At 41.5% G+C, this 21,843-nt stretch carries 16 protein-coding genes and 2 rRNA genes; 4 read left to right on the top strand and 14 right to left on the bottom strand.

Annotated elements, in window-relative coordinates:
- Positions 1 to 18: 18 nt before the first annotated feature.
- The 5 genes from narI to GWI58_RS07240 are packed head-to-tail and all read right to left on the bottom strand — an operon-like array spanning position 19 to position 8,179.
- Positions 19 to 696, bottom strand: coding sequence for a respiratory nitrate reductase subunit gamma (narI, locus tag GWI58_RS07260; RefSeq protein WP_004245424.1), 678 nt, complete (start codon positions 694 to 696; stop codon positions 19 to 21).
- Positions 693 to 1,418, bottom strand: a complete 726-nt coding sequence (gene narJ, locus GWI58_RS07255) for a nitrate reductase molybdenum cofactor assembly chaperone (RefSeq protein WP_012368809.1) — start codon at positions 1,416 to 1,418, stop codon at positions 693 to 695. Before narJ ends, narI begins: the two co-directional genes overlap by 4 nt.
- The gene (narH, locus tag GWI58_RS07250; RefSeq protein WP_161769043.1) at positions 1,418 to 2,971 is read right to left on the bottom strand and encodes a nitrate reductase subunit beta; all 1,554 of its coding nucleotides are present in this window, start codon (positions 2,969 to 2,971) and stop codon (positions 1,418 to 1,420) included. Before narH ends, narJ begins: the two co-directional genes overlap by 1 nt.
- On the bottom strand, positions 2,971 to 6,732 hold the full coding sequence (locus tag GWI58_RS07245; RefSeq protein WP_161769042.1) for a nitrate reductase subunit alpha: 3,762 nt from the start codon (positions 6,730 to 6,732) through the stop codon (positions 2,971 to 2,973). The genes narH and GWI58_RS07245 overlap by 1 nt, the downstream gene beginning before the upstream one ends.
- 55 nt (positions 6,733 to 6,787) lie before the next feature.
- Positions 6,788 to 8,179 carry a NarK family nitrate/nitrite MFS transporter gene (locus GWI58_RS07240; RefSeq protein WP_161769041.1) on the bottom strand — a complete coding sequence of 464 codons (1,392 nt, stop codon included), beginning with the start codon at positions 8,177 to 8,179 and terminating at the stop codon, positions 6,788 to 6,790.
- 294 nt (positions 8,180 to 8,473) lie between these two features.
- On the opposite strand from GWI58_RS07240, the gene narX reads away from it, so the two are divergent.
- Both narX and narL read left to right on the top strand, forming a co-directional pair.
- Positions 8,474 to 10,303, top strand: coding sequence for a nitrate/nitrite two-component system sensor histidine kinase NarX (gene narX, locus GWI58_RS07235; RefSeq protein WP_161769040.1), 1,830 nt, complete (start codon positions 8,474 to 8,476; stop codon positions 10,301 to 10,303).
- A 1-nt stretch (position 10,304) separates the two neighbouring features.
- On the top strand, positions 10,305 to 10,958 hold the full coding sequence (gene narL, locus GWI58_RS07230; RefSeq protein WP_369744359.1) for a two-component system response regulator NarL: 654 nt from the start codon (positions 10,305 to 10,307) through the stop codon (positions 10,956 to 10,958).
- On the opposite strand, the gene GWI58_RS07225 is transcribed toward narL, so the two are convergent.
- A complete protein-coding gene (locus GWI58_RS07225; RefSeq protein WP_004245431.1) occupies positions 10,955 to 11,857 on the bottom strand; it encodes a LysR family transcriptional regulator in 903 nt (300 codons plus the stop codon). The genes narL and GWI58_RS07225 overlap by 4 nt on opposite strands.
- 110 nt (positions 11,858 to 11,967) lie before the next feature.
- Between GWI58_RS07225 and GWI58_RS07220 the strand changes: the two genes are divergently transcribed.
- Positions 11,968 to 12,408 carry a PACE efflux transporter gene (locus GWI58_RS07220; protein WP_004245432.1) on the top strand — a complete coding sequence of 147 codons (441 nt, stop codon included), beginning with the start codon at positions 11,968 to 11,970 and terminating at the stop codon, positions 12,406 to 12,408.
- A 31-nt stretch (positions 12,409 to 12,439) separates the two neighbouring features.
- On the opposite strand, the gene GWI58_RS07215 is transcribed toward GWI58_RS07220, so the two are convergent.
- From GWI58_RS07215 to GWI58_RS07190, 6 genes are all read right to left on the bottom strand, one after another.
- Positions 12,440 to 12,670, bottom strand: a complete 231-nt coding sequence (locus GWI58_RS07215; RefSeq protein WP_004245434.1) for a hypothetical protein — start codon at positions 12,668 to 12,670, stop codon at positions 12,440 to 12,442.
- A 100-nt stretch (positions 12,671 to 12,770) separates the two neighbouring features.
- On the bottom strand, positions 12,771 to 13,568 hold the full coding sequence (locus GWI58_RS07210; protein WP_094960272.1) for a sulfite exporter TauE/SafE family protein: 798 nt from the start codon (positions 13,566 to 13,568) through the stop codon (positions 12,771 to 12,773).
- 159 nt (positions 13,569 to 13,727) lie between these two features.
- Positions 13,728 to 15,473, bottom strand: coding sequence for an acetyl/propionyl/methylcrotonyl-CoA carboxylase subunit alpha (locus GWI58_RS07205; protein ID WP_004248856.1), 1,746 nt, complete (start codon positions 15,471 to 15,473; stop codon positions 13,728 to 13,730).
- Positions 15,474 to 15,489: 16 nt separating this feature from the next.
- Entirely contained in the window at positions 15,490 to 17,067 is a 1,578-nt protein-coding gene (locus tag GWI58_RS07200) for a 5-oxoprolinase/urea amidolyase family protein (RefSeq protein WP_196722094.1), read from the bottom strand.
- A gap of 81 nt (positions 17,068 to 17,148) precedes the next feature.
- The gene (locus GWI58_RS07195; protein WP_094960274.1) at positions 17,149 to 17,934 is read right to left on the bottom strand and encodes a LamB/YcsF family protein; all 786 of its coding nucleotides are present in this window, start codon (positions 17,932 to 17,934) and stop codon (positions 17,149 to 17,151) included.
- A gap of 13 nt (positions 17,935 to 17,947) precedes the next feature.
- Positions 17,948 to 19,198, bottom strand: coding sequence for an NRAMP family divalent metal transporter (locus GWI58_RS07190; protein WP_004245440.1), 1,251 nt, complete (start codon positions 19,196 to 19,198; stop codon positions 17,948 to 17,950).
- 472 nt (positions 19,199 to 19,670) lie between these two features.
- On the opposite strand from GWI58_RS07190, the gene GWI58_RS07185 reads away from it, so the two are divergent.
- Positions 19,671 to 20,330, top strand: a complete 660-nt coding sequence (locus GWI58_RS07185; protein WP_004245441.1) for a GntR family transcriptional regulator — start codon at positions 19,671 to 19,673, stop codon at positions 20,328 to 20,330.
- Between the two features lie 118 nt (positions 20,331 to 20,448).
- Here the strand turns inward: GWI58_RS07185 and rrf are convergent.
- Both rrf and GWI58_RS07175 read right to left on the bottom strand, forming a co-directional pair.
- Positions 20,449 to 20,564 (bottom strand): 5S ribosomal RNA (rrf, locus tag GWI58_RS07180).
- 112 nt (positions 20,565 to 20,676) lie between these two features.
- Positions 20,677 to 21,843 (bottom strand): 23S ribosomal RNA (locus GWI58_RS07175); the annotation flags it as partial.

Genomic DNA, 21,843 nt, shown 5'->3' with positions numbered 1-21,843 from the left:
CTCAGGAGAAAAATACCTTTAGTGTCGATTACGAACAATTTGGTAACGGCGCGTTAGATACTCAATTGGCACGCTCCAAATATGAACTAAACGGCAGAATGGGAACAATAAAAAAATCGTCATACCTAGGAATATGTGCAATTTAAAAATAAGTGCAACACCTTCAAGATTTGCCGAAGCACCGCCATGGAATGTCACAATAGCTTGCGCCCATGCCACCAGTTTCATCATCTCACTACCATCCATATGCTGTGCAGAGAATGGGATAGTCAGTAAGCCGAGTGCAACTTGGACAACCAGCAAGGTTAAGATCATGATGTCACCAAATGACGATGTTGCTCTTACTCGTGCATTCGTCAAACGACGTTTTAACAGCATAATGCCGCCGATCAGCATTAACACACCACAAGTACCACCACCAACCATCGCCATAATTTGTTTATATTCAATTGGTAGAAAAGATTGATACATCCAGTGTGGCGTTAACATCCCCAGAAAATGACCTGCAAAAATGCCGATAATACCAATATGGAATAAGTTCGAAGCAAGTCGCATGTTTTTCTTGTCTAACATCTGACTGGAGCCTGCACGCCATGTATATTGACCATAATCATAACGTAACCAACTACCGATAAGAAAAACAGCACCGGCAATATAGGGGTAGATATCAAAAAACAACATATTAACGTAATTCATTTTTGTGCTCCCATATCTAGCGAATTACCGACATTGAGATATTGAACAGGCGTTTCTTGCGCAAAACGCCGCTGATGCTGGCTAATATTGTTACTACCACATTGCGCACTTTCACCTAGAAACGTCACTTGCTCTTCTTCCCATACGGCATCTAATGCAGCCGGCGTATCATCTACAGGCTCTTTTTCTACTTGAGCCGCCAGTTGTGAAGCGTCTAACTCACTTTGTGAGAGACAAAGCAATACATCAAAAAGAGCGTGATAATCACTGCCTCGCTGTTTTAAACGCTCACTCAGCAATGCCAAAATAGGGGCAATATTATTAAGCCCTTCAATACTTTCATCGGTAGGCAATAGCGTTAAATACTCAAGGTAAGTAGGTAAGTAATCAGGCAATTCACGACTACTTAAGGTGATCCCTGCTTGTTGATACTGATTAAGCAGATCAACCATTGCCTGACCACGATCACGCGATTCACCATGTACATGTTCAAATAACAATAGCGATCTCGCTCTACCTCGATCAAAAATCTCACTGTAATTCGCTTGTGCATCCAGCAGATCTTGCTGCGTGAGTTCACGAATAAACGCCATTAATTTTGCGACTTGCGTGACAGGAAGCTCGTCAGCTTCCTGCAATGCATCAATGATCTCATTACGATGTTCCCAGAGATCTTCGCTGGGATAATCCAATAACAGAGAAATAACTTTCAAAGAGATCATCATATTTTCTCCTCAGAACGGCGCTCATCTTGAGGGGTTTTGGAAGTGATATCGATGGCATCAATACGATGGCTATTAAACAGATTAAATTTACTCTCGCTGCCATGACAACCATCACCAAAACTAAAACCACAGCCGTTACGCTCAGGAAAAGCTTCTCTTGCTAACTCACGATGGCTAGAAGGAATAACAAAGCGATCTTCATAATTGGCAATCGCCAAATAGCGATACATCTCTTGTGCCTGTGCTTCGGTTAATCCCACTTGCTCTAGTGCTGTCAAATCGGTTTTACCTTCTACCGTTTTTGCGCGTTTATAATGGCGCATTGCCAACATTCTTTTTAATGCTAATAACACTGGCTCTGTATCGCCTGCGGTCAGCAAGTTAGCCAAATATTGGACAGGAATACGTAAACTTTCTACATCCGGTAATACTCCCGTATGTGGCAACACTCCTGCATCAGCCGCAGATTGAATAGGTGACAGAGGTGGCACATACCACACCATAGGTAAAGTACGATATTCAGGGTGTAATGGTAATGCCAGCTTCCAATCCACCGCCATTTTATAAACCGGCGAACGTTGGGCTGCATCAATCACACTTAATGGAATACCTTGCTCTTCTGCAGCTTTAATAACTTCAGGATCGAAGGGATCTAAAAAGATATCTAATTGACTTTGGTATAAGTCTTTTTCATTATCAGCACTGGCGGCTTGTGAAATTTTATCTGCGTCATACAGCATCACACCAAGATAACGAATACGTCCAACACAGGTTTCTGAGCATAGGGTTGGTTGACCTGATTCGATGCGCGGATAACAGAAAATACATTTTTCTGACTTACCGCTTTTCCAGTTAAAGTAGATTTTTTTGTATGGACACCCTGTTAAACACATGCGCCAACCACGACACTTATCTTGATCGATAAGCACAATACCATCCTCAGCACGTTTATAAATCGCACCACTTGGACAGGTCGCGACACAAGCAGGATTTAAGCAGTGTTCACATAAACGAGGTAAATACATCATAAATGTATTTTCAAACTGCCCATACATCTCTTTTTGCATATTGGCGAAGTTTTTATCCGCAGCACGTTTGCTAAATTCGCCCCCTAAATCATCTTCCCAGTTTGGGCCTTTTTCGATCTTGGTCATACGCTGACCTGTTATCAACGAACGAGGACGTGCGGTGGGTAATGAGCCTTCTGGTGCATTTTTTAAATGCTCATAGTCATAATCAAATGGCTCATAATAATCATCTAATGCTGGCACATCTGGGTTGGCAAAAATCTTTGATAATAGCCCAACACGGTTACCCATTCTTGGTACTAACTTACCTTTAATATTTTTGATCCAGCCGCCTTTCCACTTCTCTTGATCTTCCCAATTTTGGGGATACCCTGTACCCGGTTTAGTTTCAACATTATTAAACCAAGCGTATTCCACACCTTCACGACTGGTCCAAACATTTTTACAGGTTACTGAACAGGTATGGCAACCGATACATTTGTCGAGGTTCAGTACCATACCGACTTGTGAACGAATTTTCATTATGCCTTCTCCTGTCCATTCAGGGTTTGTTGATAAGCATCGCCTTCACCATCAAGCCAATCAATCTGTTTCATCTTACGTACCACAACAAATTCATCGCGGTTAGAGCCCACAGTTCCATAGTAGTTAAAGCTATAAGCCAACTGAGCGTATCCACCAATCATATGGGTCGGTTTAGGGCAAACACGCGTCACGGAATTATGAATACCGCCACGCATTCCAGTTATTTCAGAGCCTGGTAGGTTTATTTGGCGCTCTTGTGCGTGATACATATAAATCATGCCATCAGGAATACGTTGGCTCACAATCGCTCTTGCGGTTAACGCACCATTACTGTTGTATGCTTCAACCCAATCGTTATCACTAATACCCATCTCTTTAGCATCATCTTCACTCAGCCAAACCACAGGGCCACCACGACCGAGGGTTAACATCAGTAAGTTATCGCTATACGTTGAGTGAATACCCCATTTTTGGTGAGGCGTCAGGAAGTTCAGCGCTTTTTCTGGGAAGCCGTTCGGTTTTTTACCTTTCACTGCTTCGATTGCCTTAGTATCAATAGGTGGACGATAAACCACTAAACTTTCGCCATAAGCACGCATCCACTCATGATCTTGATATAACTGCTGACGGCCACTTAAAGTACGCCAAGGGATCATCTCGTGAACATTGGTATAACAAGCGTTATAAGAGACATGCTCATCTTCCAGACCAGACCATGTAGGACTTGAAATGATTTTACGAGGTTGAGCAACGATATCGCGGAAACGAATTTTCTCATCTTCTTTTACTTTAGCTAAATGAGTGTGATCGCGTCCTGTCACTTTACTTAGTGCATCCCACGCTTTTACCGCCACTTGACCATTCGTTTCAGGTGCTAAAGAGAGGATAACTTCGGCTGCATCAATTGCGGTTTCAATCGCCGGGCGCCCTTTTGTCACACCCTCATGACGAACGCGATTAAGTTTTTTCAGGAAATCAACTTCTGTCTGTGTATTCCAACCGATCCCTTTACCGCCATTACCTAATTTATCCATTAACGGCCCAAGTGAGGTAAAACGAGCATAGGTATTTGGATAATCACGCTCCACAGGAATAAGATGCGGTGCAGTTTTCCCCGGAATAAGGTCACATTCACCTTTTTTCCAATCTTTGACATCAAATGGTTGTGCCATTTCAGCCGCGGAGTCATGTTGTATTGGCTGTGTCACTAAATCGGTTTCAACCCCTAAATGACCGACACACAATTTAGAGAAGGTTTTAGCAATACCTTTATAAATTTCCCAATCGGTTTTAGACTCCCAAGCGGGATCTACCGCGGCGGTTAATGGATGAATAAATGGATGCATATCCGAGGTATTCATATCATCTTTTTCATACCATGTGGCAGTTGGTAACACGATATCGGAGAACAGACAGGTACTTGACATACGAAAGTCTAAAGTCACCACTAAATCGACCTTACCCTCACCGCCTTTATCTTGCCATTCCACTTCTTGTGGCTTAACTTGGCCTTGTTCACCTAAATCTTTACCTTGTAATCCATTTTCCGTCCCTAATAGATATTTCAGTAAATATTCATGCCCTTTACCAGCAGATCCCAATAAATTAGAACGCCAGATAAATAAGTTACGAGGGAAGTTTTGCGGATTATCCGGTTGCTCTGATGCAAAACGGATCTCACCTGATTTCAGAGCATTAACGGTATAATCCGTTGCACTGACGCCAGCTTGTTGAGCTTTCTTGGTAATAGACAATGGGTTAACGTTTAATTGCGGTGCTGACGGTAACCATCCCATACGCTCCGAACGCACATTCATATCAATTAAGCTACCGCTAAAGCGTGATTTATCTGCTAAAGGTGATAGTAATTCTGTCGGTGATACCGTTTCATAGCGCCATTGACTTGAATGATTATAGAAAAATGACGTGCTATTCATATGACGAGGTGGACGCTGCCAATCCAGACCAAAAGCTAATGGCAACCAACCTGTTTGTGGACGCAGTTTTTCTTGTCCCACATAGTGAGCCCATCCACCACCACTTTGGCCAATACAACCACAGAAGATCAGCATATTGATAATGCCACGGTAGGTCATATCCATGTGATACCAATGGTTAATGCCCGCACCGACAATCACCATTGAACGACCATGTGTTTTTTCTGCATTATCAGCAAATTCACGTGCAATGCGGATAATATCTTGACGGCTAACCCCTGTTACTTGTTCAGCCCATGCGGGTGAATAGGCTTTGATCTCATCATAGTTTGTCGCACAGTTTTCATCATTTAAACCACGATCGACACCATAATTAGCCAGTAATAAGTCATAAACGGTAGTGACATATTTTTCTTCGCCATTGGCAAGAGTAATGCGTTTTGCTGGCAGTCTATGAACGAGAACATCATCAAGGGCAACACCTTCAAAGTATTCACTCTTGATGCCACCAAAGTAAGGAAATGCAACGTCAACCACATCATCATGGTTTTCTAAAAGACCCAATTGTAAAGTGACTTCTTCGCCACTCTTACCGTCTTTAGGCTCTAGATTCCATTTGGCAGCGCCTTCCCAACGAAAACCCATTGAACCTTGAGGAGCGACCAATTGCTGTGTTTTCTCATCAATAGCAATGGTTTTCCATTCTGGATTTTTCTCCTGATCGAGATTGTTCACTAAATCAGCGGCACGTAGCATGCGACCCGCAACTAACTTGCCAGAATCATGCTTATCTAACATCACTAACATTGGCATGTCAGTGTAAGTGCGCACATAGTTACTAAAGTATTCAGTTTGGCGTTTAACGTGGAATTTGTTAAGAATAACGTGTCCCATCGCCATTGCCATGGCGCTATCTGTACCTTGTTTTGGGTTTAACCACTGGTCACACAGTTTAGCAATTTCAGCATAATCAGGTGTTACTGCTACCGTTTTGGTGCCTTTATAACGAACTTCGGTAAAAAAGTGAGCATCTGGCGTACGGGTTTGAGGTACGTTTGAACCCCATGCAATCAGATAAGAAGAGTTATACCAGTCAGCTGACTCTGGCACATCTGTTTGCTCCCCCCAAGTCATTGGTGAGGCAGGCGGTAAATCACAATACCAATCGTAAAAACTTAAGCAAGCACCACCAATAAGAGATAAATAGCGGGCACCGGCGGCGTAAGACACCATTGACATTGCCGGAATAGGAGAGAAACCAATAATACGATCTGGGCCAAAAGTTTTAGCGGTATAGACGTTAGAGGCAGCAATAATTTCATTCACTTCAGACCATGAAGAGCGAACAAAACCACCACGACCACGTGCTTGTTTATAACTTTTCGTTTTTTCGGGAGCATTAACAATCGATGCCCATGCATCAACTGGATCAGCGTGTTGCGCTTTAGCTTCACGCCATAATTTGATCAGACGTTTACGCACCATTGGGTATTTAACGCGGTTAGCGCTATATAAATACCATGAATAGCTCGCACCACGCGGACAACCACGGGGTTCATGATCAGGCAGATCAGGACGAGTTCGTGGATAGTCTGTTTGCTGGGTTTCCCATGTTACTAAGCCGTTTTTGACATAAATTTTCCAGCTACATGATCCGGTGCAGTTAACACCATGCGTAGAACGCACGATTTTGTCATGCTGCCAACGGCTACGATAACTATTTTCCCAGTCGCGATTAACATTTAACTCTTGCCCGTGATCTTGTGAAAACGTATCACCAAGCTGTTTAAAATAGCGGAATCTATCGAGAAATTTACTCATCAGATACTCTCCCAATGCGCATTAGCGCGCTCACATTGCGTATAATTCGTCATTATTATTTATTGTGTTTACGTCCATAGACCAACCAAGTGATCAGAACGCAGGCGATATAGAACAGAACGAAGATTTTCATTGCCCCAGCAGGTGAACCCGTCATAGCAAGGGATGTACCAAAGGCTTTAGGAATAAAGAAGCCACCAATCGCACCGATTGCAGAGATAAAACCCAATGCAGCTGCACTTTCTGTTACGGCTTCTTTTTGCGCAGCTTCATCTGAAGCCCCTTGTGCCTTCATGCGATCAATGGTGATTTTTCTAAATACCACAGCAATCATTTGGAATGTTGAACCACTGCCTAGCCCTGCTGTTAAAAACAGCACCATAAACACGCCATAGAAAGCAATAAACGATCCACCTGCACCATTTTCCGGTAGGGTTAAGAACAGGAGCACTGAGAAAATAGCCATAATGATAAAGTTGATAAGCGTCACTTTAATGCCACCAAATTTATCAGATAGCGCACCTCCCACAGGGCGAGCTAATGCTCCAAGTAAAGGACCAAAGAAGGCATAATGTAAAATAACAATATCGGGGAACTGGGTTTTCGATAACATTGCAAACCCGGCAGAAAAGCCGATAAAAGAACCAAAAGAGCACAGATAGAGGATACTGAGTAACCAAAGATGACCACGTTTTAAAACAGGTAGCTGTTGACTTAAAGAAGCTTTATTAGCAGCCAGATCATTCATGCCAAACCAAGCCGCAAAGGTAAAGATAAGCAAGAAAGGTACCCAAATCCACGCCGCATTCTCTAGCCATAAACGTGAGCCATCAGGTTGAACGACACCGGGGCCACTAAACATAGCAAACACACCCACACTGACAACCAAAGGCGCGATTAATTGCATCACGCTGACACCTAAGTTACCCAGTCCGCCATTTAATCCTAATGCACCACCTTGCTGTGCTTTAGGAAAAAAGAAGCTGATATTTGCCATACTCGATGCGAAGTTTGCGCCAGCAAAACCACACAGCAGAGAGATAACGATAAAAGTGGAATAAGATGTCGTGAGATCTTGCACGGCAAACCCTAGCCAGAGACAAGGAATAATCAGAAATACCGTACTAATAGCCGTCCAACGACGACCACCAAAAATAGGAATAACAAAAGAGTAAGGCACACGTAGTAGCGCACCTGAAACAGAAGGTAGAGCGGTCAGCATAAAGAGCTGATCAGTGGTAAAATTAAAGCCAACCTTATTTAAATTGACAGCAACTGCACTAAATAGCATCCAGACGCAGAAGGATAGCAGTAGACAAGGAACAGAAATCCATAAATTACGCGATGCGATTTTTTGACCAGTTTTTTCCCAAAAAGCTTTATCTTCAGGATGCCAATTTTCGATCACCCCTTTTTTCATTTTTTCTGGGTGTTGAGAAAGTGCCATAACAACCTCGGTTAACGGTTAAATTGGCTTCTTTTTACGGTGAGATGGGTTTACGAGTCATGATCTGCATCAAGCAAGATTTTGTTTGATTTTTCATCTAAATCTATGTTTTATACCTAAGTATTAATAGGGTTACGTGACTATTTTAAATTTAAATCAATAAATTAGGTAAAATCACTTACTCTTTATTAAACACATTACAATACTTAGATATTTAGAGGTACTCCCTTTGGAGTATATGTTATTTAGCGGTTTTTTAAGGCAAGATAGACCAGATCAAACTGGGAATACATCATGAAAATGCACAACATTCAATGGCATTATCGCTTTTCAATTATTAATCAAATCGCTATTTTAATGTTGCTTTTCACACTATTTGGTGTGGTAGGTATGGCTATTTCTAACCACATTATTTTAAGCGTACAAGGCAATGCCCACGCCATTAATAAATCCGGCTCACTGCGCATGCAAAGCTATCGTTTACTCTCAGCCTTACCCCTTGATGATAAGCACCGTGATTATCTACAAGAATTAGAAAATGATTTAGATAGTAAAGAGTTACGTCAAGTATTAAGCACCTCATCACTGCAATCACAATATGTACAACTGACTCATTACTGGAAAGAGACATTAAAACCGACTTTGTCAGCAGCCAAACAGCCTAATGATGCGAAACAAGAAGTTATCTTTTTTGTTTCTCAACTCGATACATTAGTATCAAGTATTGACCAACTTACTGAACAAAAAATCCGCCTAGTTGCATATACTCAACTTATCTTTACCGCTCTTACCTTATTACTGCTGTTTGGTTCTGTTTGGCATTTTCGTCGTCGCTTATTACTGCCTTGGCAACAATTGATGTCCATGGCTAATTCTATTGGACATGGTGATTTTTCAACTCGTTTTCGGCCTCGTCCTCACCATGATGAAATTGCCACACTAGGAATTGCACTTAACACCATGTCAGAAGAGCTATCGACGCTCTACAGTGAATTAGAACAACGAGTCATTGAAAAGACCCATGATTTACAACAGAAAAATAAGGTTTTCTCTTATCTTTATCACTCAAGTCAACAACTGCATTCCCAAGCGCCACTTTGCGCTCGCTTAAGGCAGATCCTTGCAGAGCTACAGCATATTATTCCTGATAGCTATTTGCAGATCCGTCTATATGAAGATAATCAACATACATTATTTAATGAGATAAGCTTAGCCCCTTCCTCACGCCCTGAATATTGTCCAACGCCAGACTGTGAGCGCTGCAATGAAGATGCCAGCATCACTACACCGTTAAATAATCGCTTATTACATTGGGAATTGACCGATCAGATCCACCGCTACGGTTTATTCGTAATGCAGTTACCGGAAAATAGTGTACTTACTGACGAACAGAATAATTTAATGCTCTTATTGACTAAGCAAATTTCCGCAATGCTTGCCATGGAGCAACAAAATGAACAGCAACAACAGCTATTATTAATGGATGAGCGTTCAGCGATTGCACGTGAATTACATGATTCGATTGCTCAATCGCTATCATGTTTAAAAATGCAGGTCAGTTATCTACAAATGCAATCGGAAACCTTGCCAGATAACTGTCAAAAACTACTAAAAGAGATGCGAGAAGAGCTAAATGTGGCTTATCGTCAGTTAAGAGAATTACTGACCACATTTCGCTTGAAATTGACAGAGCCTGGCTTATTAGCCGCATTAGAAAATACACTAAATGAATTTAATCAACGTTTAGGGTTTGCTATCCATTTTGATTATCAGTTACCTGCAAAATGTGTTAATTCACATCAAAGTATTCATGTGGTGCAAATTGTCCGTGAAGCATTAAATAATATTCTGCAACATGCGAATGCAAACTGGGCCGAAGTCGCATTAACACTTAATAATGGCATCGTTGAACTACAAATTAATGATAATGGTGAAGGTATTACGCCTAATCCCGAAAAGATAAATCACTACGGACTGATTATTATGCGTGAACGCGCGAATAGTCTGAATGGCTCTTATAGTATAAGGGTTCGCAAAGAAGGTGGAACGCAAGTATTTGTCACATTTCCGTTAATCACTACCCATAAAGATCCTATCGAAAAGGGAGCAAATCATAATGAATAATATGGGAGCAGTCGCAGACAAAGCGACTATTTTATTAATTGATGATCACCCGATGTTACGCAATGGTGTGAAACAACTTTTAAGTCTTGATACAACATTAACTGTCGTTGGTGAAGCTGGCGATGGTATTCAAGGGGTAAAATTAGCTGAAGAGTTAGATCCTGATTTAATCCTACTCGATCTCAATATGCCGGGTATGAATGGTTTTGAAACACTCGATCAATTGCGATTACGATCGCTCTCTGGGCGGATCGTTGTGTTTAGTGTATCAAACTACAGTGATGATCTGATCACCGCCTTAAAACGAGGAGCGGATGGCTATCTCTTAAAAGACATGGAGCCAGAAGAGCTATTAGCCGCTTTAAAGCAAGCAGCCGCAGGGAAAATGGTGGTTAGCCCAACATTAACCCCCATTTTAGCGCAGTCACTGCGAGAAGATCGTTCTGAAGGTGAGCGGGATATCGACCAACTCACCCCACGAGAGCGCGATATTTTAAAGCTGATAGCACAAGGGCTATCCAATAAGATGATCGCACGTAAACTCGATATTACTGAAAGTACGGTTAAAGTACATGTCAAACATCTACTCAAAAAGATGAAATTAAAATCTCGTGTTGAAGTCGCGGTTTGGGTTCATCAACAACGTGTGGATTAATCAAAATTGGGCACAATGGGTTGGTGAATATTCATTAACTCCACCAATTCCTTTGCCCCTTTTTGTAGTGACTCGCCTTTTAACCACATTGCATGTACCGGTAAGCGCAATTCATTTTTAGTATTTTTAAATTGCAGTTGTTTTAATTTTCCCTTTTGTAACTGCGTATAAATCAGCGAATAAGGTAAATTCCCCCAGCCCATCCCCGCTTCAACCATACCTAATGCCATTTGAAAGTTATCTGTTTGCCAGTAATTAGTCGCCACTAAAGAGCGTACATCTCTTATCTCTTGAGTATGGCTGGCTATCATTATCTGTCTTACATTCACTAAATCTTCAATAAATACCCCTGCAGGGTGAGCAAGTGCAATATGACTTGCCGAAATTGTGGCAACTAATGACTCAGAGCCCAAATATTGAAATTGTTCATCGCCATTGACGTATAACCCACCATACACGAGACATAATTGGATTTTACGTGCGTGTAGCATCTCAATAATGTCATCTTGCGCCGCGGTTACTACATTCACTTTTAGTAAGGGGTAACGCTGTGTTAACTCAGATAATGCCGGTAATAAATAATCGGGATTAATATCTGCCGCGACACCAATATTTAATATACTTTCCAGATCCATTGAAAGCTCTTGTGCATGAACCTGTAATAGCTTTAATTGCTCAGCAATCATTCTGGCGTGAGGTTCAAGTGCTTTAGCTTTTTCTGTTGGCCGTGGCTCTCTCGATGAACGCTCAAACAGCGCATAACCTAATTCAGCCTCCATATTAGCAATCGCCATACTGACCGCAGAAGGAACACGTTTTAATGAACGCGCAGCCGCAGAAAAAGAGCCTTTATCCATAACGGCTAAAAATATCGCGATATGTTCACTTGAGAACTGCATGTTCACTCCTGATGTTTCAGTTAAATTGATATTAGCTAACTTTTTCTGTCACTATTACTGATTTATCTTACGATGCTTAACCACACTGATCCACAAAAAAAGAGAGTATCATGCAAGGTATTAAGCGAAAAATTGTCTATGTTACCGCTTATGAAGTATTTGGTTGGGTTATCTCATCGGTAGGACTGGCGCTTTTAGCCGATAGTTCAACCGCTGTTACGGGGCCACTCGCACTCATTATTACCACTATCGCGGTAAGTTGGAATTTTATTTATAACTGTTTATTTGAATTTTGGGAGAGTCGACAAAAGTCGAGAATTCGCACCTTTAGACGCCGTCTTGCTCATGCGGTAGGTTTTCAGCTTACGTTGGTGGTTTACCTTATTCCGCTGATAGCTTGGTGGCTAGGGGTTTCATTATGGCAAGCACTGGTGATGGATTTTGCACTTATTATCATCATCCCTTGCTATACATTTGTCTATAACTGGGTATTTGACAAAATTTTTGGCTTACCAAAATCAGCATTACCCGAAGATGTACCTGTTGCTTAATAAAGTGATGTAGAAGTGATCGTTATTTCGATCACTTCTCTATTGGATAAATATCTTCTAACGCAAATTGTTCAATCCCACCTTCTAATTCACAACGCCCTAACCCAATATTTTTATCATCTGCCGTCGTCCTTCTTAGCAATTTACCGGTCACTTGTGATAATGCGCTATCTAACTCCAACACACGATAATATTCTTTCATATAGCTCTCTTCACCCAATGCCATATAAACCAAAAACTCATCGCCGACTTTAATGTTCATATATACCCTATTTTTTCATTATCCTGCTAAATTCAATGGTGAAAATTAGTCTAACTAATCATTATCCATTAAAAATTGACTTATTCGATATTACATTAAATTAATTTATTAGTTTCCAACTCATCATAATGATGCTGATCAGAATAAATAACAGTGTTAAATATTGAAAAAAACGCTCAGATAAATACACCAATAAATAGCGCGCTAAAGGAATCGAAATAAGTGATCCTAAACAAAGAATGATGGCCGTATGCACATCGGTATAGCCACCAGCACTATAAGCAATAGCAGAGCCACCTGACAAAATTGTAGTAATAAATATAGAACTACCGATCGCTTCCTTAATATTCATTTGTGCAAAACGCATAAGCACGGGTAAGACAACCAATCCCCCACCAACCCCCGTCGCCCCTAAGACAAATCCGGCACTCATACCGGGAACAAAAAGAGAACTCAGAGGAATTGATGAGCTAGGTGCCAATGATGATAACGGATGTGATGATGTAGATTTTTTGAATATTCGTTGTAAAAAAAGGAACATTGAAAAGATAATCGCCACAATCATCAGGATATTAATGCCTAATTCAACCTGCTCATAATATTGAGGTTGTGATCCCAACCAGGTTACCCCATAGCTGGCTAAAAATGTAGCCGGAAACATGATCCCTAAAATCAATAATGCTGGTTTTAATGGAATATTTCCTAAACGAAAATGAATATAAGAAGAGGAAATTTTCATTAACATCGATAATAAATTAGCGGTCGCCACTGCTGCTAATGCATTCATTCCAAATAAATAGATAAGCACAGGTAATAAGATAACACCACCCCCCACTCCCGTTGTGGTGATAACTAAACCTATAGCAGAACCAATAAGGAGTTGAGTGACCAGTAGCATCTAATTTCCTTTTATAGAAAATATATTCAGTTTCGATTATAAGCAAAATAACTTATAACCAAAAGGAATTAGATATAACAAATAAGAATATAAAGACAGTTATTATAAAAAAGCCTCTTATTGCTAAGAGGCTTACTCAATAATAGTTTGATAACTCAGCTAGTTAATCTCAGCTAATAGACTGTCTGCTGAAAAATAGTCACCGGCTTTCGCCTTTTGCTGCAATACACCATGACAGGTAGCAACTACCTGTACTTCCATTTTCATCGCCTCCATAATGGCAATAACATCCCCTTGATTGACTTTATCACCATCGGATAATAACCAACTATGTAATATCCCTGAAATCGGTGCAGTGACTGCATTTTCCCGCACCTGACACTCTTTGTGCTCGCTAATAGCCGTGGGTATAACGGCCGAGAGAGAAAGTAATTGTGCGGGTAGCGCTAATTGATGACGACGACCATCTATTTCAATAAAGGTACGCACTAGTGGTTCATTTTCTGCTGGTATACTACGAGGAAAATGACTGTTTTTTGCTTGAAAATCGCTTTCAATCCAACGAGTATGAACACTGAAGTTATCAATAAAATCAGGATGTTCCATCATTTCGCGATGAAAAGGTAATACACTGGCTACGCCTGCGATGTTAAATTCAGCTAAAGCTCGTCGCGCTCTCGCAATGGCTTGTTCACGACTTGCCCCTGTTACAATAAGTTTTGCCATCATTGAATCAAATTGACGTGATACTTGGTCATTTTCCGCCACACCACTATCAACACGAACGCCCGGCCCAGCCGGTTGACTAAATTGGCTAATTAAACCGGGGGTGGGTAAAAAACCTTTTGCCGGATCTTCTGCATTGATCCTAAACTCAAAACTATGGCCACGAGGCTCAGGGGTTTCATTAATACTTAACGGTAATCCCTCAGCAATACGCAATTGTTCAATCACTAAATCAATACCGGCTGTTTCTTCAGTCACCGGATGCTCTACTTGTAGACGTGTATTCACTTCAAGAAAAGAGATTGTCCCGTTCGCACTCAATAAGAATTCTACCGTCCCCGCACCGATATAACCTGCTTTAGCACAAATGTCTTTTGCTGATTGATGAATACGTTGCCGTTGTTCATCAGTTAAATAAGGGGCAGGGGCCTCTTCAATAAGTTTTTGATTACGGCGCTGTAATGAACAATCTCGTGTACCAACTACCACGACATGGCCTAATTTATCAGCAATAATTTGTGCCTCAATATGGCGAGGCTTATCAAGAAATTGCTCAACATAGCATTCACCACGACCAAATGCGGTTACTGCTTCTCTTACCGCTGAATGGTAAAGCTCTTCAATTTCTGCCATATGATGGGCAATTTTTAGGCCTCGTCCACCACCACCAAATGCCGCTTTAATGGCGATAGGCAAGCCATACTGTTTCGCAAAATCCAGAACCTCTTTAGCATCACTAACCGGATCAGCAGTACCATTCACCAATGGTGCACCTACGGATTGTGCAATTTTACGCGCTTGAACTTTATCCCCTAATACTTCGATAGTCTGCGGATCTGGGCCAATCCAAAGGAGTCCCGCTTGCTGTACCGCTTTAGCGAAATCAGCTCGCTCAGAAAGGAAGCCATAACCTGGGTGGATCATGGTGGCTTTGCTTTTATGGGCAATTTCAATGATTTTATCTATCGCTAAATAACTTTCTTTCGGTGAGTTACCCTTTAAACCATAGGCTTCATCTGCAAGACGCACATGTAATGCATCTATATCATCATCTGCATAAATAGCAATGGACGTTGCACCATAATCCTGACAAGCACGAATAATACGAACTGCGATTTCACCTCTGTTAGCAATCAACACTCGATGCTTCACTCGTTGCTTTTGGTTAGTTGTTATCATGAGTGGCATACTCCTATCAATATTCTTGAAATAAAGTGATTGGGTTGAAACGAATTTTAGCGTTAATAGGGATTTGCCCCGCCAATGACAGATGGTATTCGGCAACAGCCCCAATTACGGGGTATCCTCCAGTGAGAGGGTGATCATGAAGAAATAATACCGGTTGACCATTAATCGGTACTTGTATGGCACCAATGCAAGTTCCTTCACTCGATAACTCTTGTTGTTGCTGACGTTCAAGCGATTTATCCCCCAATAAACGTAATCCGATACGGTTAGATTGTGGTGTCACTTGCCATAATTGTGAGGTTAATGTTTTTATCGCATCTTCTGTAAACCAATCCGTACGAGGTCCTAACACAATATCAAGGGTAACGATATCCTCTTGCTTTGGTAAACTGAAACTCGGTTGCTCTTGGCTAATAATGCCCGTTGATGCGTTATCATCGTTTAGATGAAGAATATCGCCATTTTGTAAGGCTCGAGGGCCAATCTGAGCTAAAGTATCAAACGCATAACTACCTAACACTGGGCTTAATTCAAAACCCCCTCTCACGGCCAGATAACTACGAACCCCCGCTGTAGGTATTCCTACTGTGATTTCATCTCCACTGCGTACATCAATAGTTTGATAGGTAGAGAAAAAGGCTATATCTCCGGTCGTTTGTTTTAAGCTGATCGTACAATCTGCACCTGATAGCGCTATGACACAGTCTTGTTGCGCTTTTAGTATTAATCCACCTTGTGTTATTTCTAATGCTGCTAATGAAGGCGGGTTTCCCACTAAGCGATTCGCTGCATGTAACGCACATTTATCAAGTGCTCCTGATGCACTAACCCCCATTGATGCAGCACCTAAACGCCCTTCATCTTGAAATAAGGTTTGTAGACCTGCGGAAATAACATATAGCCCTTTATCCTTGTTAAAGGACAAAGCATTAATAGATTGTTTTTTCTCAGGTAATGAAACCGTCACTGGCGCTTTTTGTACATCAACAAACTGTACAGCATCACCAGGTAATAAAAATGCCGGCTGTTCACGTGAGAGATCCCACATTTTTATCTCTGTAGTACCAATTAATTGCCAGCCACCAGGGCTTTGCTGTGGGTAAACACCGCTAAATTCTCCCGCTAATCCTACAGAGCCTGCAGGGATACGTGTACGTGGTGTTTTACGTCGAGGAACATAAAGCTCAGTTTTATCAGCAATTAAATAAGCAAATCCCGGTGCAAACCCCGTAAAAGCGACTTGATAAGTTTGTTCTGTGTGTCTGCGGATCACCTCTGTTGCGGTGATCCCCAATAATTCAGCCACCTCATGCAGATCTTCTCCTTGATAATGAACGGGGATTGTTAATAAGTGACTTTGACGCATCGCGATCGCTTTTATCTCGATATTGCGCAATATTGCCACTAACTCTTTCGCCGTAATTAACCAAGGTACATATTGGATCAATAGTGTTTTTGCCGCTGGAACAATATCTTCTATCTCAGCAATATTGGCTTGCTTAATTGCTTCATAAAACGCCAATGTCTCTTTTAATGAAGTCAACTCAACTAATATGTGAGATAAATTAACAGGTAAAAAGCGCAAAATACGCCTCCCTTTTATTGCTAATAACGGATCGGGCGGCTGCTGTAATAGCATCAGGCGTTGCTTGCATAAAATAAGTCATTACGCCTCCTTTATTCCTATTGCAGATGTGAAAGGTTTTATCGCAATACCGTGTGTTATTAAGATCTCTTTGACACTTTTTGCGAGATTAACCGCATCAGGACTATCACCATGAACACAAATAGAATCCGCCTGTATAGCAGTAAAAGTACCCTCTATCGATTCAACGCCCCCTTTTTGTACTAGCTTTAACATACGCTGAGCCACCAATTGAGGATCGTGTAATACAGCCCCCTCTTGTTTACGCGAAACAAGTGTGCCATCAGCATGATAAGCTCTATCAGCAAAAGCTTCGGCAACAATATGTAATCCTTTCTCTTTCGCAAGTGTGATCAGCGGCGATCCCGCTAAAGCCACTAATATAAGTTGTGGATCAATAGCTAAAATAGCTTCAATAACCGCTAATGCTTGGCGTTTATCATGAGCAATGGTGTTATAAAGCGCACCATGAGGTTTAACATAAGTCACCTTCATACCGACAGCTTTCGCTAAACCTTGCAAAGCGCCAATTTGATAAATGACATCAGCGGTTAATTCATCACTGGCAATATCCATATTGCGTCGCCCAAAACCCACTAAGTCAGGATAAGCAACATGAGCACCTATCGCGACTTGATGCTGTTTCGCTTCTTTTAATGTTTTTAAAATGCTTTCTGGTGAACCGGCATGAAAACCACAAGCAATATTGGCACTGCTGACAATTTCAAGCACTGCAGCATCATTGCCCATACGCCATTGACCAAAGCTTTCACCTAAATCACTATTTAAATCTACCGCTTTTATCATCGTTATTATTCTCTTAAGCAATATTGAGGTAATTGAAAATAGCGCCAACAGACATGATCCCCATATACCAAGTCAAAGCGCAGACTAAAATTGCCGACCATTGCAACCACATTGGATATTTATAGCCATTCATAAGATCTTGACGACGCCACGCAACAAAAATAAATAACGTCATACCAATAGGTAAAATCAATCCGTTGAAGCCACCAGCAAAGACTAATAAGGCAGCAGGAGCTGTTCCCATAACCATATAAATTGCCAATGAAATAGCGATAAAAATAATGGTAGCAATATTGCGTTGACGCTCTGTAATACCCTTTTTAAACACGGTTATAAACGACATAGACGTATAAGCAGCACCAATCACACTAGTCAACGCAGCTGCCCATAAAATAAGACCAAAAATTCGTAGTCCAGTTAAGCCCGCTGCATGTTGGAATGCTTGAGAAGCAGGATTAGCCGCATGGCTGGAAATATCTAGTGTCACTCCACTTGCGACAACACCTAAAATTGCTAAAAATAGGATATAACGCATTAATCCAACCACTAATATCCCTTTAGTTGCCGCGCTAGATACCGCATCGATATTTTCAATACCTGTTGTACCTTTATCGAGCAGACGATGTGCTCCTGCATAACAAATATAACCACCAACCGTACCTCCGACGATGGTTGTTATAGTGGCAAAATTAATCGTATTAGGCAGTACTGTTTGTTTTAATGCTTCACCTATAGGAGGATTGGACGCAAACATTACAAAAAGTGTTAATAAAATCATCACGATGCCAAGAACAATGATCATGCGATCAATAAAATGACTCGCTTTGCGTGAAGAGAAGATATAAATCGCCAGTAAAGCACTTAAAACCCCACCCCATTTAGGATCCAGTCCTACCATGGCATTAAGCCCTAAACCAGCCCCAGCAATATTACCGACATTGAATACCAAACCACCAAAAATAACCAGTACAGCTAATAAGTATCCACTACCGGGAATTGCCTTATTCGCAATATCAGAAGCGCGCATGTTAGTCACGGTAATGACTCGCCAAATACTTTGTTGCACAACAAAGTCAATGACGATAGAAGCTAATATCCCAAATGCAAAGGCTGCTCCCATCGTCGCTGTAAAGGTAGCTGTTTGCGTAATAAAACCTGGACCAATTGCAGATGTAGCCATTAAAAAAATCGCTGCAATTAATGATGAACGCCTATTTTTTATAAATGATGGTGATGTTGTATTCACAGGATCTTGTGTAGCCATAACTGGCCCCCTTTTATCATAATTATTTTAATTATTATTGCTTAGGTAAGTAGTAAGGCAATTAGCATGCCATTGTTGAGCACGGAGTAATAATTGTTAATCAATAGATATTAGATTGTTGAACAATTAATAATAATAGATGAATAAATAAGCAAATAGATTTAAATATGCGATGATAAAAGTGCCAACAAGATCTCATTTTTAACATTTTGTTGACATTTGAGTAGAGGAATAAAAAATAGATATGCCCCAAAATAGCGCATAAAAAAGAGTTATGCGCAAAATTGGTGCATACATTTTGGCATCAAATACAGTTGATAATATAAAAATTTATTAAGAATTTTGTTAACTATTTTTAATAAAAACAAGGATAAAGAGAGTGAGGAAACTAGCACAGTTGTATATTAGAGGTTATATATTATATAGCTGACTGTTAGAATAGAGGCTTCTATTACGTTTATAGCAGAAGATAATGCAGAAAAAAACATCACCACAGATCCTTTGCCAAAAAATCGCTGATATTATTCGCCAAAAAATTACTATCGGTGAATTACCTCCAGGAGAGAGGCTTTCAGAAGCTACTTTAAGCGAACAGCTTGAAATATCTCGTAATACATTAAGAGAAGTATTTCGTATATTAACCCAAGAAGGCCTATTAACCTATAAACCTAATCGTGGTGTTTTTGTTTCTGTACCAGATATGGCATCAATTATGGATATTTATCGCGTAAGAAGGCTGATTGAATGTGATGCTTTACGACATGCCTATCCAATGCATCCAGCCATTTCCCGCATGCAAGATAACGTTAATCAAGCAAAAATGTTTCAACAACAAAAAGATTGGAATAGCGTTGGAACCTGTAATATGCATTTTCATACCGCTATCGTCGAGCTTTCTGATAGCCCTAGGTTATTTAAACAATATCAACTTATTTTAGCAGAATTACGATTAGCCTTTGGTTTACTCAATGATCCTCAATTATTACATGCTCCTTATATTGAGAAGAATGAGCATATTTTAACGCTATTGATGAATGGGAAAGCGCAAGAAGCGGCAATCGAAATGGAAAGTTATTTAGAAATATCCGAGCGAACCGTATTAGCCGCTTTTTCTCGCCACAACATCTGTTAATATCAACGAAAAATAGATAGTAAAATTGCCCTCATCTAGAGCATGCTTAAATTTACAGGATTAGTTTTCAAACGCAAAAAAGCCAACCCATTGGGTTGGCTTTCTCGTCTTATTTAATGCTTGGCAGTTCCCTACTCTCACATGGGGAGACCCCACACTACCATCGGCGCTACGGCGTTTCACTTCTGAGTTCGGCATGGGATCAGGTGGGACCACCGCGCTATGGCCGCCAAGCAAATTCTTGTCTATTACTCGCTTCCTTCCTTTCGGTAAGTCGCCAGTAATTCAATCTTGAACAAGCTGACTTTATTGTTTCGTCTCTCTGACAAAACACTTTCGGTGTTGTCAGGTTAAGCCTCACGGTTCATTAGTACTGGTTAGCTCAACGTATCGCTACGCTTACACACCCAGCCTATCAACGTCTTAGTCTTAAACGTTCCTTTAGGTCGCTTAAAGCGACAGGGAAGACTCATCTCGAGGCAAGTTTCCCGCTTAGATGCTTTCAGCGGTTATCTCTTCCGCACTTAGCTACCGGGCAATGCCATTGGCATGACAACCCGAACACCAGTGGTGCGTTCACTCCGGTCCTCTCGTACTAGGAGCAACCCCTCTCAATCTTCCAACGCCCACGGCAGATAGGGACCGAACTGTCTCACGACGTTCTAAACCCAGCTCGCGTACCACTTTAAATGGCGAACAGCCATACCCTTGGGACCTACTTCAGCCCCAGGATGTGATGAGCCGACATCGAGGTGCCAAACACCGCCGTCGATATGAACTCTTGGGCGGTATCAGCCTGTTATCCCCGGAGTACCTTTTATCCGTTGAGCGATGGCCCTTCCATTCAGAACCACCGGATCACTAAGACCTACTTTCGTACCTGCTCGAGCCGTCACTCTCGCAGTCAAGCTGGCTTATGCCTTTGCACTAACCGCATGATGTCCGACCATGCTTAGCCAACCTTCGTGCTCCTCCGTTACTCTTTAGGAGGAGACCGCCCCAGTCAAACTACCCACCAGACACGGTCCCCGACCCAGTTTATGGGCCTAGGTTAGAACATCAAACGTTAAAGGGTGGTATTTCAAGGTTGGCTCCATGCAGACTGGCGTCCACACTTCAAAGCCTCCCACCTATCCTACACATCAAGGCTCAATGTTCAGTGTCAAGCTATAGTAAAGGTTCACGGGGTCTTTCCGTCTTGCCGCGGGTACACTGCATCTTCACAGCGAGTTCAATTTCACTGAGTCTCGGGTGGAGACAGCCTGGCCATCATTACGCCATTCGTGCAGGTCGGAACTTACCCGACAAGGAATTTCGCTACCTTAGGACCGTTATAGTTACGGCCGCCGTTTACTGGGGCTTCGATCAGGAGCTTCGCCTTACGGCTAACCCCATCAATTAACCTTCCAGCACCGGGCAGGCGTCACACCGTATACGTCCACTTTCGTGTTTGCACAGTGCTGTGTTTTTAATAAACAGTTGCAGCCAGCTGGTATCTTCGACTGGCTTCAGC

Origin of the sequence: Proteus sp. G2674 (assembly GCF_009915195.1) — a bacterium.
GTDB lineage: Bacteria > Pseudomonadota > Gammaproteobacteria > Enterobacterales > Enterobacteriaceae > Proteus > Proteus mirabilis.
Note: the sequence above shows the minus strand (reverse complement) of the source record. Positions and strands in the feature narration are given on the sequence as shown.